This window comes from Rossellomorea aquimaris, from assembly GCF_020172085.1.
GTDB lineage: Bacteria > Bacillota > Bacilli > Bacillales > Bacillaceae_B > Rossellomorea > Rossellomorea aquimaris_E.
Window position 1 is genome coordinate 241,769 of the sequence record NZ_JAIVAT010000003.1, and the last position, 12,798, is coordinate 254,566.

Annotated in this window: 18 protein-coding genes; 15 read left to right on the forward strand and 3 right to left on the reverse strand. The window is 36.6% G+C overall.

Annotated elements, in window-relative coordinates; all coding sequences use genetic code 11:
- From LCL96_RS01825 to vanY, 11 genes are all read left to right on the forward strand, one after another.
- Positions 1–210 carry a hypothetical protein gene (locus tag LCL96_RS01825; protein ID WP_224939791.1) on the forward strand — a complete coding sequence of 70 codons (210 nt, stop codon included), beginning with the start codon at positions 1–3 and terminating at the stop codon, positions 208–210.
- Between the two features lie 27 nt (positions 211–237).
- Entirely contained in the window at positions 238–609 is a 372-nt protein-coding gene (locus tag LCL96_RS01830; protein ID WP_224939792.1) for a VOC family protein, read from the forward strand.
- A 475-nt stretch (positions 610–1,084) separates the two neighbouring features.
- A complete protein-coding gene (locus LCL96_RS01835; protein ID WP_224939793.1) occupies positions 1,085–1,585 on the forward strand; it encodes an AAA family ATPase in 501 nt (166 codons plus the stop codon).
- 240 nt (positions 1,586–1,825) lie between these two features.
- Positions 1,826–2,026, forward strand: a complete 201-nt coding sequence (locus LCL96_RS01840) for a hypothetical protein (protein WP_224939794.1) — start codon at positions 1,826–1,828, stop codon at positions 2,024–2,026.
- Positions 2,027–2,090: 64 nt separating this feature from the next.
- Positions 2,091–2,294, forward strand: a complete 204-nt coding sequence (locus LCL96_RS01845; RefSeq protein WP_224939795.1) for a hypothetical protein — start codon at positions 2,091–2,093, stop codon at positions 2,292–2,294.
- 147 nt (positions 2,295–2,441) lie between these two features.
- The gene (locus LCL96_RS01850) at positions 2,442–2,954 is read left to right on the forward strand and encodes a DinB family protein (protein ID WP_224941256.1); all 513 of its coding nucleotides are present in this window, start codon (positions 2,442–2,444) and stop codon (positions 2,952–2,954) included.
- A 65-nt stretch (positions 2,955–3,019) separates the two neighbouring features.
- Positions 3,020–3,307 carry a TIGR04104 family putative zinc finger protein gene (locus LCL96_RS23675; protein WP_224939796.1) on the forward strand — a complete coding sequence of 96 codons (288 nt, stop codon included), beginning with the start codon at positions 3,020–3,022 and terminating at the stop codon, positions 3,305–3,307.
- Between the two features lie 92 nt (positions 3,308–3,399).
- On the forward strand, positions 3,400–3,747 hold the full coding sequence (locus LCL96_RS01860) for a hypothetical protein (RefSeq protein WP_224939797.1): 348 nt from the start codon (positions 3,400–3,402) through the stop codon (positions 3,745–3,747).
- A gap of 277 nt (positions 3,748–4,024) precedes the next feature.
- A complete protein-coding gene (locus tag LCL96_RS01865; RefSeq protein WP_224939798.1) occupies positions 4,025–4,726 on the forward strand; it encodes a response regulator transcription factor in 702 nt (233 codons plus the stop codon).
- Positions 4,719–5,816 (forward strand): sensor histidine kinase, encoded by a 1,098-nt coding sequence (locus tag LCL96_RS01870; protein ID WP_224939799.1) that lies wholly within the window; start codon positions 4,719–4,721, stop codon positions 5,814–5,816. Before LCL96_RS01865 ends, LCL96_RS01870 begins: the two co-directional genes overlap by 8 nt.
- A 103-nt stretch (positions 5,817–5,919) precedes the next feature.
- On the forward strand, positions 5,920–6,786 hold the full coding sequence (gene vanY / locus LCL96_RS01875; protein ID WP_224939800.1) for a VanY-A/VanY-F/VanY-M family D-Ala-D-Ala carboxypeptidase: 867 nt from the start codon (positions 5,920–5,922) through the stop codon (positions 6,784–6,786).
- Positions 6,787–7,226: 440 nt separating this feature from the next.
- Here the strand turns inward: vanY and LCL96_RS01880 are convergent, their stop codons facing one another.
- Complete coding sequence (locus LCL96_RS01880; protein ID WP_224941257.1) at positions 7,227–8,756, reverse strand: BCCT family transporter; 1,530 nt, start codon at positions 8,754–8,756, stop codon at positions 7,227–7,229.
- 309 nt (positions 8,757–9,065) lie between these two features.
- Between LCL96_RS01880 and LCL96_RS01885 the strand changes: the two genes are divergently transcribed.
- From LCL96_RS01885 to LCL96_RS01900, 4 genes are all read left to right on the forward strand, one after another.
- On the forward strand, positions 9,066–9,449 hold the full coding sequence (locus LCL96_RS01885) for a DUF4181 domain-containing protein (RefSeq protein ID WP_224941258.1): 384 nt from the start codon (positions 9,066–9,068) through the stop codon (positions 9,447–9,449).
- A 98-nt stretch (positions 9,450–9,547) separates the two neighbouring features.
- Entirely contained in the window at positions 9,548–10,324 is a 777-nt protein-coding gene (locus LCL96_RS01890; protein ID WP_224939801.1) for a GNAT family N-acetyltransferase, read from the forward strand.
- Positions 10,311–10,727: a hypothetical protein gene (locus LCL96_RS01895; RefSeq protein ID WP_224939802.1), complete on the forward strand. Its 417-nt coding sequence runs from the start codon at positions 10,311–10,313 to the stop codon at positions 10,725–10,727. Before LCL96_RS01890 ends, LCL96_RS01895 begins: the two co-directional genes overlap by 14 nt.
- A 182-nt stretch (positions 10,728–10,909) precedes the next feature.
- Positions 10,910–11,338 (forward strand): hypothetical protein, encoded by a 429-nt coding sequence (locus tag LCL96_RS01900; protein WP_224939803.1) that lies wholly within the window; start codon positions 10,910–10,912, stop codon positions 11,336–11,338.
- 69 nt (positions 11,339–11,407) lie between these two features.
- On the opposite strand, the gene LCL96_RS01905 is transcribed toward LCL96_RS01900, so the two are convergent.
- Together LCL96_RS01905 and LCL96_RS01910 are read right to left on the reverse strand one after the other, a co-directional pair.
- Entirely contained in the window at positions 11,408–12,325 is a 918-nt protein-coding gene (locus tag LCL96_RS01905; RefSeq protein WP_224939804.1) for a class I SAM-dependent methyltransferase, read from the reverse strand.
- A 167-nt stretch (positions 12,326–12,492) separates the two neighbouring features.
- On the reverse strand, positions 12,493–12,663 hold the full coding sequence (locus tag LCL96_RS01910; RefSeq protein WP_224939805.1) for a hypothetical protein: 171 nt from the start codon (positions 12,661–12,663) through the stop codon (positions 12,493–12,495).
- Positions 12,664–12,798 lie beyond the last annotated feature (135 nt).

Genomic DNA, 12,798 nt, shown 5'->3' on the forward strand with positions numbered 1-12,798 from the left:
ATGGAGATCATCAATCGCATACAAGAGGTATTGTCTCTTGGACTAGCCTTTATTGTTTATCTTGCCATTCCGGCGTTTATTATCATTAGAGCCATCAGAAAGAAGAAACTCCCCAATAATCATTACACACCTTTAGACGATATCCTGGACGGTAAAGTGAGAGACCCTGAGGAAGAAAATGAGAGCGTTGATAGCAAAAGGATGGACTAAGAGATGACCAAAGAAGGAGAGAAGAAATTGAGTACATCATTCATTGAACAAGTACACTATATTAGAATTCCTGTTAAAAATGTAGAAAAATCTGCACAATGGTACCGAGATGTATTGGGACTCCAGTTACTCAACATGACGAAGGAACTTGCCACGATCAAAGTAAACGAAGGACCATTTTTACTGATCCTCATCCCGACTGAAGATGAAACCTTTGCCCATTTTACTGTGAAAGAAGAACAAGAATTCAGTATTGGCTTTGCAAGTCCGGAGCTGGCTCAGTTTCATCAACATTTAATGGATCATCAGGTGAAGGTTGATGAGATTAAAGAAGATCATGGTCATGCCTTTTTCCACTTTTATGATCCAGATGGCAATAAACTGCAGGCCCACTGGTAATAGTTCATACCGCAAGCCGATTTCTGTTTGTCACCGGAAATCGGCTTTTGTAATGGAATTTCAAAAATATGGTTGGCTATTTAGTTGAACTATCATGAAGGACTTTGGAGTATGGAGAATGAGTTATTTTGGAAAGCGTTTATCTTTGAAACTCCATTTGTCCTATTGAAGTTGTTTCCTGTATTTATGGTTGTTTTTTTGGAGGGGAGTTATTCTAAAGCATTTCGTAAGTATTCAATATTAAAAGAAAAATAGTGCGAGGAGTACTTTTTGATTCAAAGAAGATATAGGAGTACGCAACTATCGCAACTGGGAGCATTAAAATATCTCGAGTGCTGTATTTAGTTTAAATGGGCTTATCCAGAACAGGATAAGCTTCTTTTTTATCTAAAGTTTTTCTTGAGTAAGCAACTAGATTTTGAAATAATTGGTATTGAATCAAAGACAGATAAGTTGATGAATGGAGGGTCTAACCATGGGCGTTAGAAATTATCTAATCGAAGGCGTTTCCTGCACTGGTAAAACAACGGTCTGCAACGAATTGCAAAGGAGCGGCTATCATGCCATTCATGGTGACCGTGAATTGGCCTATCAAGGCGATCCGGAATCTGGTACACGTACAGATACTGCCTCGCACGAGAACCACATTTGGCATGTAGATAAAGTAAAAACTTTAGTAGATAATCAGGATGAGCCGGTAACATTTTTCTGTGGTGGTTCTAGGAACTTTTCGAAATTCATAGATCTGTTTGATGGTGTTTTCGTCCTCGAGGTTGACATGGAAACATTAAATCGACGACTTGACGAGCGACCAGAAAATGAGTTTGGTGGAAAGAAAACAGAACGGGAACTAATTGCTCGTTTGCACCAAACGAAAGAAGACATTCCGAAGAACGGTATCATAATCGACGCAGCTGCGCCGATCGAGCATGTTGTAGATGCGATCGTCCGTCAATGCAAAGTAAATAAACGCTAATGAGATTCACTTGGGTTCGCTCGCAAACAGTGCAATACTCTGGTCCCGTTATTGCGTTCACAGGAGCAATAACTGAATAACAGCTAATTGATCAGGCTATTGTCATCTTTCATTAGCGATCAGGATAACGAAACGTGCCGAAACATTTATTGAATGGCTTTTGTCTAATTAGGTAGCAAAAAGGGCTGCCTATATGGAAGGATTTAGGTTTTTATGTGGTTAGAACTAAGGGGGAGTAAGGTGAGACGTGTTCCAAATTTTCAAATGATCATAGGCTTCTTTGTGGTTATTATTGCTTTTTTACAAGCATATAACCACTGGGGAGAAAGAGAAATTTTATCATCTTTCTTTTTAATAGGTGGTTTGGGTATATTAGTCTTTCATCTTATTGCTTTATATAGAAATGCAAAAAGTCAGAAGAACACTAACATAACGAATTGAACTATGAATCAGGCTACGGTAAGTCTTCAATTCGGACAATAAATATAGGGAGGGGGAGTTACGCATGTTACTAGCATCAGCACAATCAACAGCAACATTTAACACAGGTGATATTATTTTTCAGTTACTATCACTTTTATTTCTTTTAACTATTCCAGTGGGGATTATAATCTTCATAGTTGTTCTTAGAAGAAGAAATAGCAGGCTAAAACGTGTTGAAGAAAAACTGGATAAGCTTATATCAGATAAGGAGAATGGTAGAGTATAATCGTCTGTAATCCTGATCAATAACTGAAAATCAGCTAATCGATCAGGCTATTGCTCTTCTTCAATTATTGAAGAGTATCAAGGAGTAATGGACCTGGGCATACTTTCAAATCCTGATTTGAATATTGACAAAGTGGGTGCTTTTTCATTGGAATATAAGGTTACAGAATTACAGGGTTTTACGTATCAAATTGGCCATTTAGTTTCGCAGATGGATTACGTTAGAAAGACAACAATAGACGCTGTTAAAGGATTAACTATAGAAGAGTTAGATTTCTTGCCAAGCGATGATTCTAATAGCATAGGAGCATTGTTATTACATATTGCAGCAATAGAAAAAGGATTTCAAATTGAGATTTTTGATGGCAGAAAGCCGAATCAACAAGAGATTGCTCAATGGGGAGATCCATATAGTCTTGGCGATAAAGGGAGAAAAAATATCAAAGGAAACTCTTTGGATTTTTACATCACTAAACTGAAAGATGTACGGCAAAAAACGCTAGAAGAATTTGCGAAGCAAAATGATACATGGTTGTATGAAAACAGATTATGGGATAACCAACAATCAAATCATTATTTTATTTGGTTCCACGTCTTTGAAGATGAAATTAACCATAGAGGTCAAATAAGACTGATTAAAAAAATGTTGTCAAAGAGTTAATAAGTTGAAAGGATCTCTAGTAGAAGTAATATATAGAGTCTGATTAACGATCGAGGTGTTTTACTTTGCAGAAATGTGATAAATGTAATACTCAATTTAGCTGGAGTGAAATCTTTAAATCATATATATGGATATACACCCCAATTGAGTGTCGGAATTGTGGAACGGTACATAAAATTACCCTTTTAGGAAGGTTAACTTTCGTTAGTTACACCATTGTACCCGCGCTTGTTTTCTTTCATTTCATATCCCCTTTTGAAAATTTCGCTCTTAATTTTGGAATTCAATTAATCATACTTTTGGTTGGATCGTTGTTTACTCCTTATGTTGTTAGATATAAGGGTATACTTTAAGAATTCTCCCTTTATCAAGGGAGGCGCTTTTTTGAATTGGAATATAGAATAGTTTATTACTTAAGGCAGTGGAGGAGAGTGTATTTAATTTTATGAAACAAACAACAATCAATTTTTCTCTCATATTTTTGGGAGTATGTGTGTTAGGTGGAGCTTGGATGGTTTCTAATGCACTGAATCATAACGGTAACCAAAAAGCAGTTGGGGCAGTTGATCAGGTTACGGTGATTACACCTCAAGAACATCAGTTATTAAGTTATCTAGAATTAAAAGAATATCTGGGCATTAGTGACGAGCAATTAGGAAAGATTTTACCCAAAAATGATGGTGATATTACTACCAGTGAAATCCCCTATATAAAAATTGGATATGAGACCTACTTTCCTGTAAAGGCAATAGATAAGTGGTTAACCGAAACCGAAGCTCAAACATTTCAGTAATCTTCATTATATGGGGGACGTAAGAGAATAATAAGCTCAAAAAAACCAGAGCCGATTGGCCTGGTTTTTCACTGTTACTCATAGTGTAGTTTCATGTAACTTAGAATTACAGAAAAATTATCTTGTGATTGTCAAAGACTACACCTAAACTAAAGAACAGTTAGTAGAAGAGTGGTGTTGACGTTTTCTACAACAAAGAGAATATATTTTTAGTCTAGGAATGGAAAGAATAGAAAGTAAACAGGGATCTAGCTGATTGTGAATTAGGAGTGGGAAGATGAGATCTATTTCAATACTAGTTGCAGATGATGAAGAGGAAATTGCTACTCTGATTTCGATTCATTTAGAAAAAGAAGGGTATCAAGTTCGTACCGTTTCGGATGGGGAAGAGGCTGTTCGTGCTGTAGAGTCGCAGGTGTTTGATTTGCTAATTTTGGACATTATGATGCCGAAGATGGATGGGTATGAAGTCACTCGTCGTATTCGCGAACATCATAATATGCCGATCATTTTTTTGAGTGCGAAAACATCTGATTTTGATAAAGTACAAGGACTGGTCATTGGAGCAGATGATTATATGATCAAGCCTTTTGCACCGATCGAATTGGTTGCGCGTGTAAATGCCCAGCTCCGCCGTTTTATGAAGCTTAATCAGCCTAAAGCTGACACCAATCAAAAAACGTGCGTAGAATATGGTGGAATGGTGATTTCTCCTGAAGAACGAACCGTTACACTATATGGTAAATGCATTGAGCTAACACCCAAGGAGTTTGATATATTATATTTACTGGCCAGTCATCCTAAGAAAGTTTTTAACGTGGAAAATATCTTTCAACAGGTGTGGGGGGAAGCCTACCTTGAAGGTGGAAATACCGTTATGGTTCATATACGGACGCTCCGGAAAAAGCTTGAAGAAGATAAGCATAAAACGAAGTGGATCAAGACAGTATGGGGAGTAGGGTATACATTTAATGGTTAACATGATGCGCAGCTTTCGTTCCAAGATGGTATTGTTATTCGGTTTAAGTATGGGCTTGTCTGGTACGATAACATATATCATCTTTAAACTACTTCAATATTATTATCATACTAATGTTCATTACGGTGAACCATTGGCCGAGTTTCGTACATTCATGTATAAAATCGGGGACATCAATTTCTTTCTACTACTATTTATTCCACTATCCATACTGTTTTTCTTTCTCCTTACGAAGCGCTATTCTACCTATTTTAGAGAGATATCAAACGGGATTCATTACCTTGCTCGCGGTGACTTTAAACACCAGGTACATATCCAATCGAATGATGAGTTTAGAGATATCGCACTGGACATTAATTTGGCAAGTGAAAAATTGGAAGAAGCCATCCAACGGGGAGATTTCTCAGAAAGCAGTAAGGATCAATTAGTCGTGAATTTGGCACATGATTTGCGAACTCCTCTTACCTCTGTTTTAGGATATTTGGATTTGATCCTTAAGGATGAGAGCTTGTCGAAAGAACAAGTCAGGCATTTTTTAACGATTGCCTTCACTAAATCTCAACGTTTAGAAAGGCTAATTGATGAATTATTCGAGATTACCCGAATGAATTACGGCATGCTCTCCATTGAAAAGAAGAGATTAGATTTGACTGAATTGCTTCATCAATTAACGGAAGAATTGTATCCAGTATTTGAAAAAAATCATGTGGATACCCGTTTGAATTGTGAGCCTCATTTACCTATTGTTGGAGATGGAGATTTAATCGCACGTGTGTTTGAGAACCTTATGACGAATGCAATTCGTTATGGATATGAAGGGCAGTACGTGGATATTAACGGTTTTATTGAGGCAGATGAAGTGGTTATTCAAATTGTGAATTATGGAGATAGCATTCCTCCGGATGAACTCCCGCATCTCTTTGATATGTTCTATACCGGAAACAAAGCAAGAACTCATCAAGAAGATGGTACAGGTCTTGGTTTATTCATTGCCAAGAATATTGTGGAGCAGCATGATGGGTCCATTACTGCCGAAAGCAGCGTCATACAGACCGTTTTTGAAGTTCGGTTACCAAAGGAAAATGAATAAAATATAGTTGATTTAAGAAAAATTTTATATTTACCCCACACTTTTTTTAAATAGTTTTCCTTATTCTTTTTAGCATAGAAGAAAAAGAGGAGGAAACAGATAGATGAAAAAGTGGGGGTTTTTATTTTGTTTATTATCGTGCGCGTATCTAACGTTCAGTACTACAATTCTGGAACCGAAAGTAGAAATACAGAAAGTTGATGACTATGTAAAAGAAGAGGATAAATCGACTTCTAAAAAAATCCACAAAAAAGAGATTACAGAAAAACAAATTCATCAAGGAAACCTACTTTTGGTCAACCAAGAATACCCAGTCGAACAAGAGAGTATTAAATCAGATATTATCAATTTATTTTCTCATAGTGAATTAACACAAGGGTATGGGTTGATGGATAGTAACATTTATTTGTCAAAGGATATTGCCATTGAATTTTCAAATATGATCGCTGCAGCAAAAAAAGAAGGAGTTCGACATTTCTCCATCACCAGTGGATTTCGCGACTTTGAAGAGCAAAGTGTGCTTTATCAAGAAATCGGTTCTGACTATGCCTTACCGGCAGGGTTTAGCGAACATAACCTGGGGTTATCGCTTGATGTAGGATCCACGCAAATGAAAATGGCTGTAGCACTTGAAGGAAAGTGGATTGAAAAAAATGCTTGGAAATACGGATTCGTCTTACGCTATCCAAAGGATAAAAAGGATATAACAGGAATTGAATATGAGCCCTGGCATATCCGATATGTCGGCTTGCCACATAGTGCGATTATGAAGGAAAAGGATTTTGTTCTAGAAGAATATTTAGATTACTTAAAGGATGAAAAGCACATTTCTGTTAAGATGAATGAGGAAAATTACAGTATTACTTATTATCCCATCTCGGGGAGCAGGACGATCCCTATACTGAATAATAGTCAATTTGAGATTTCAGGAAACAATATGGATGGAGTCATTGTGACGGTGTATGAATGATAAGTGATAAAAAGGGCGTTTCGATGCGCCCTTTTTTGGAGTATACTATGTCTTATTATTCGGATGGGTCTTCTTTTTAGTAGATTCATTCATGTATACTTGAAAAACACTACAAATACAATCAGATATAATAAAGCATATATCATTCTAAATTTAATTTTTTTAGAATAAAATACAGATATGTATACTATTGTTAAAACGAGATAAATGAATAGATATATATTTTCCAACATACACTCACCGCCAATTTTATTTACTTTACTTTATATGTTTTTGCTTTTATGTTTTCATTTGCATGAGTCTGGAAGACATATATTGTACCATGTGAAAAACACCACGACATAAAAAACGCCATTAAATAAACCTTAAATATTCATCCAATTCGAATAGACTGTACTCAACACAAAAGACCTGCCCCATATCCGGGACAGGTCTTTTCCTTAGCCTATCTTTTGATTCGATTTATCCTTCTTATTTGGTTTCCATTGATTCATTTGGATATCATATTCTCTTCCAAGCTCCTTCACCAATCCGTAGCACATGACCAGCACGACGAATGTGAGGGGAAGTGCACTTACAATGATGGCTGTCTGCAGTCCGGTCAGACCTCCGGATGCCATTAGAACAAGTGTAGATGCAACGAGGATAATTCCCCATACAACTTTCACGCGGTTAGGAGGGTTCATTTGCCCACCTGTTGTCAGCATGCCAAGAACAAACGTCGCCGAGTCGGCTGATGTGACGAAGAAGGTCGTGATAAGAGCCACAGTCAATACCGATAGAATCGCACCGAACGGAAGATGTTGATACGTAAAGAATAAAGCTGTTTCCAGGCTTTGTCCTGAAACATCCAAGCCTTTCACCATCTCGAGGTGGATACCTGTTCCGCCGAATACTGTGAACCATAAGGCACAGACCAGGGATGGTACCAATAAGACGGCGATTGTGAACTCACGGATGGTACGTCCTTTAGAAACACGTGCAATGAACATTCCCACAAATGGAGTCCAAGAAATCCACCAAGCCCAATAGAATACCGTCCAGCCTTGGGTCCATGCTGCTTCATCCGCATTGAAAGGAGACAAGCGCAAGCCCATTTGAAGGACATTTGTTAAATAGCTACCCATAGTGGTGGTGAACATATTCATCAAGAATAGTGTTGGACCAAGTATGAGCATAACAATAAATAATAAGACCGCTAACGACATATTGATATTACTTAATAACTTGATTCCTTTTGAAATGCCTGTAGTTGCTGAAACAATGAAAAGTACAGTGATGATCATCATGATAATGAACTGGACAAAAAAGTTGTTCGGAATGCCTATAAGATATGTCAGTCCAGCATTGATCTGTTGTGATCCCAATCCTAATGATGCCGCAACGCCAAATAATGTCGCAAATACGGCAACAACATCAATGGTCTTACCGATTGGGCCTTTCACCCTTTCACCAATTACAGGATGTAAAGTCGCACTCATTAATCCAGGAGCTCCCCTGTTAAACTTCTGATAGGCCAGTGCCAATGCGACAATCGCATAAATTGCCCAGGCATGCAGTCCCCAATGAAGCCAGGTATATCGCATTCCCATAATTCCTGATTGTGCCGTACTGCCTTCACCTACAGGTGGTGAGGAAAAATGAGAAATGGGTTCAGAGACACCGTAAAATAACAAACCGATTCCCATTCCGGCCGAAAACAGCATGGCAAACCAAGTTGGTCGGCTGAATTCAGGTTCTGAGTCTTGTTTTCCTAATTTGATTTTTCCATATTTACTGAAAATCATAAACGTGGCGAATAAGAGGAAGAAGGTGGCGACCAGCTGATAAAACCAGCCAAATTTCTCAAGTACAAATCCTTTTGCTACATCCATTGCAGATCCCAATTGTTCAGGTATTAATACCCCTACCAGAACAAAAACGATTGCAATTCCTACTGAGATCCTAAAAACGGACCTATCCATTTGCATCAATCCTTTACTACTTTAATAGATAACACTATGTAACGAGTACATCTTTTCATTAAAACATAAAGTGAGAACATAGAAAAAAGCCAAAGTTTTTCATATTTCGTCAAATTTCGCGGTTTTCAACGTAGAGGCGAGCTCATCCATGTTAGGGGTACAATTGCTAAGATATGGTTGTGAATGCTTCCTTATCCTCTTTCTTGAACACATAACAGTATCCTCCTTCCGTTAGGGATTTGTGAAAATTCTTCTTGAGTGGATTCTTGGAATTTGAAATAATTGGTATAAGGTTATCGGGTGGGGGGCGTTTTGGTGAAATATATTTTCATAGCAATCGTTGTTTTTGTTTTGATATCCATCGTTAAATTTCTATTAAGAAAGATTTTTAAAGTGAAAAAAGTGAAGAGAAACTTCTTTTCCTATAATCATATAAATGAATCTCATCGTAAAGTGGATAAATGGATGAGACTCATCAATGCACTGACTCTAATGATTTTATCCATTTTGGTGATAAACGATAAAATCATGATCTACTTATATTTAATTGGGATTAGTATGTTATTGGCACTGGACTATGCTGTTAGAGCATTCTTTGAATGGAAATATAGTGAATATCCCAAACAAGCTTTTTTAACAATAGCTGAAATGACCTTGATGTTATCGGCCATCTTAACGTTTCAATTTTGGATTACGTAGTTCTTATCATTCAACATTCTTTCAGTATGTATGAAAGTGCATTTTTTATTGTAACTGACTTAAAGGGGAAAGAAAAACGTTTTCGTCAAGGAGGAGTTATGGAAGTATTGGAGAAAAATGAGTTTCAAAAAGTGTTAACGATTTTGGATAACTGTGAAACTTGTCCTACTTTTGCTTATGCTGTTATTGAAAATATTATTGAAGGCACTGTTCGGGCTGATCGTGCGGATTGCCCAGCCACGGTTCTAATCGGTACGAATTCCGGAATATATTTTATCGTAGGAAATGAACAAAATAGTGCGTTCAATCGTTCCTTTAGGGATTTTCATCAGCAAAATAAAGGATTCAGGTTTACTTTGTTTTCAGCTACTAAACAATGGGACGAAGTAATATGTAGTCTTTTCGAAAATGAAATCACTCAATTGAGTAGGTATGTGCATTTGTTTAATAAGGAAAAATTCTCAACTGAAGTAAAAGAATTATCAGCGGACTATATTGTGAAGGAAACCGATAACGATATGATCTTACGAAGTCCTGAATTTAATCAAGACTACTATATTCTATATTGGGGATCCGTATCTAATTTTCTTACCAATGGCATGGGATTTTCTGCATTATATAAAGGCAGAGTTGTAAGTGAATGTACCTCGATTTTTCATAGCAAATCGATTGTTGAGATTGACATTGCGACACAACAGGACTTTATAGGCAAAGGTTTAGCCTTCAACTTAGGAAAGCTATTTATTGATGAATGTTTAGAAAAGGGGCTAACACCTCATTGGGATTGTGACGTTGAGAACGTATCATCCATTAAGTTAGCAGAAAAATTAGGATTTGAACATCCTATTAGGTATTCGCTATTTGTTAGAAAATAAGAAAGAGGTGGCTAACATTCTTAACCTGAAGAAAAAGCTTTTATTTATTCTTGCCTTCTTTTTATTTTTGATTTTCCTATCAGGATGTCAGCAGGAAACGTATTACTATAAAGGAGAAGGAGATTATTGGGAAGGAAGTTATACCAGCAATCAAACTTCAGACAGGGAGAATGGGGAGTTTGTGTTTGGGTACAAAGGAGAAGGTGAAGGAGATGTAGGAGAAATCGTCTATGAAATTACCTCGAACACTGGTGATCATGATGGTAACAGGTATGTTTACGGTAGAACGTTTACTACCTCAACGGCTTGTTCAGGATGTGCCAAACCAAATGAAGATGATGAATTCAAAGTAGTCATTAAATGGGATGGCAAAAAAGATGAATTTACTCTTAAGAGAAATTGAAATATAGAAAACCCACCTCATTTAAAGAGAGGTGGGTTTCCTTATGATTCTGAGGTCAATTTCAAGAATGCTAACAGATTACCATACTTCACCCTAGGTCACAAGAGATTTTCGAAACTTTTTAATAGATTGATACGTAAATACAGTAAACTACAAATTACATCATGGGAATGAGGATGCAGATGTATTATGGGCTGTTAGCAATAGGTGGCTTGTTATTTTGTATAAGTGTGTTTTGGTTATTCTTTATGTTCAAAGAAAAAGAATTTACCTTCCTGAATATAGGGAAAGCTTTTCTTTCATTATTACTAAGCGGACTACTGCTAGTAGTAACTCTCCCTAGTTTAAAATATATGATCAATAAGGAGTACGATGTTGTAAAAGGGAGTTGCACAATTGAAATCGATTCATCTGGCCGATCCAGTGAAGCGGTATTTAACATGCAACATTCCTCCGATGTATATTATTTTGTAGATATCCCTGACTTGGATTCCTACGGAAGGGCCGTTCCATACTATTGTGAGCTTACGGTTACAAAGGATCATGCGTTTGAAATAGGCTATAAAATTTATGATTCTCAATCAAGGGAACTTATTCAAGAAAGTAAGTAGGTAGGTTTACTTTTGAATTTGAAAAACCGCTCAATCATCCTAAGCATTGAGCGGCATGTCATCAAGTCATTATTTTTTTACAGCATGTATATAATGGATCGTTTCAAATGCCGTAAAATAATCCGACCGGTTGCTAAAGAAACGCTCATTGATCGCCCTTGGAGATAAATGTTCATAAATGAGTAAACCTGCTTTTTCTAATACATTCTCAATTTCTTCATAAGAGAAACATGATTTCATCGTTTCTCCACCTACTGATGCCATTTTGATCATATTTTTTACTCGATTAGACATTCCTTTTTCTTCAAAGAGTTTTTCGTCTGGATAATCAAATACGATGGAGCTTCCAGATGGTAGTTCGGCGAATAGATCATGGAATAAGCTTGAAATTTCCTCTTTTGTTAAATAATAGGAAACACCCAAAAGACTACAGAATGTTTTTTGATTAGGATCAAATCCTGCATCGATGAGGCTTTGATTGGAAAACCGCTTCGTGAAGTCCATCGGAACAAAATGAAGGTTTATTGGGATTTGGAAATGATTCTCCGCTAATCTTCTTTTTTTGAATTCCTGTGTAGCGGGGTGGTCGATTTCAAATATTTCTAATCTATTTTCGAATTCTGGATGTCTAAAGCAAAATGTATCTAACCCCGCTCCGAGAATCATAAACTGCTTTACTCCTAATGTCACTTCATTGCGTATCACGTCTTCACAGAATGCAGCACGAGCTAAGGGTGTTGGAGAGAGTTGCACCTGATTAATCCATTTTAAAATTTCATCTGGTTGATCTTGAAACCTTTGACCAATCTCTTGGTTGAAAAACGATATACCTTGGATCATATTTGTTCTGATCCCTGAATACTCTTCGTGGGAAAGGAGATCTTTTGCAAGAAAATCATCGAAAATCTTTGGAGTATCATATTGACTATGATAGGCCCGAGCGAATGCAGATACTAAGGAAGTGACACTGGACTCATTTTGCTTCATTCCATTAACCCCCATATAAAAATAAGATTCCCCTGGCCAGGAGAATCTCATTGTACATAATTTTTGTAAAATTGTAAATTATAGCATAAATTAAAAATTTTGTCAATTATTTCGTTCTTGTTTGCTTATGTTGAAATGGCGTATAGGAATGGTCTTTAGGATTTCTTTTAATGCTTTTCTTCCTCTTGTTTTTCCTTGTGTTGTAACTTTAACTTTTCCAGCTCTATTTTATTTTCTTCCAGTTCTAATTTCTTCTTTTTTAAGTCATAACGGAGTACAAAATATAAAAAAATAAAAGTCAAACCAACAATGACTGAAATAAATAAAAACAGGTCCAAACGTATCTCCCCCTTAGTTATAAGATTAACAGAATGATTCTAATCTTTGTTCATTAAATATACTAATAAGTATATATATTATGTTCATTTCTTATTGCATGACCCGATTTTACACCTCCGATAACCTTCCATGTA

What these genes read in the sequence shown, in the direction of transcription:
- LCL96_RS01835 (WP_224939793.1), top strand. Translation starts at nt 1,085, where the DNA reads ATGGGCGTTAGAAATTATCTAATCGAAGGCGTTTCCTGCACTGGTAAA.
- LCL96_RS01890 (WP_224939801.1), top strand. Translation starts at nt 9,548, where the DNA reads ATGGAAGTATTGGAGAAAAATGAGTTTCAAAAAGTGTTAACGATTTTG.
- LCL96_RS01825 (WP_224939791.1), top strand. Translation starts at nt 1, where the DNA reads ATGGAGATCATCAATCGCATACAAGAGGTATTGTCTCTTGGACTAGCC.
- LCL96_RS01880 (WP_224941257.1), bottom strand. Translation starts at nt 8,756, where the DNA reads ATGCAAATGGATAGGTCCGTTTTTAGGATCTCAGTAGGAATTGCAATC.
- LCL96_RS01865 (WP_224939798.1), top strand. Translation starts at nt 4,025, where the DNA reads ATGAGATCTATTTCAATACTAGTTGCAGATGATGAAGAGGAAATTGCT.
- LCL96_RS01905 (WP_224939804.1), bottom strand. Translation starts at nt 12,325, where the DNA reads ATGAAGCAAAATGAGTCCAGTGTCACTTCCTTAGTATCTGCATTCGCT.
- vanY (WP_224939800.1), top strand. Translation starts at nt 5,920, where the DNA reads ATGAAAAAGTGGGGGTTTTTATTTTGTTTATTATCGTGCGCGTATCTA.
- LCL96_RS01860 (WP_224939797.1), top strand. Translation starts at nt 3,400, where the DNA reads ATGAAACAAACAACAATCAATTTTTCTCTCATATTTTTGGGAGTATGT.
- LCL96_RS01900 (WP_224939803.1), top strand. Translation starts at nt 10,910, where the DNA reads ATGTATTATGGGCTGTTAGCAATAGGTGGCTTGTTATTTTGTATAAGT.
- LCL96_RS01845 (WP_224939795.1), top strand. Translation starts at nt 2,091, where the DNA reads ATGTTACTAGCATCAGCACAATCAACAGCAACATTTAACACAGGTGAT.
- LCL96_RS01870 (WP_224939799.1), top strand. Translation starts at nt 4,719, where the DNA reads ATGGTTAACATGATGCGCAGCTTTCGTTCCAAGATGGTATTGTTATTC.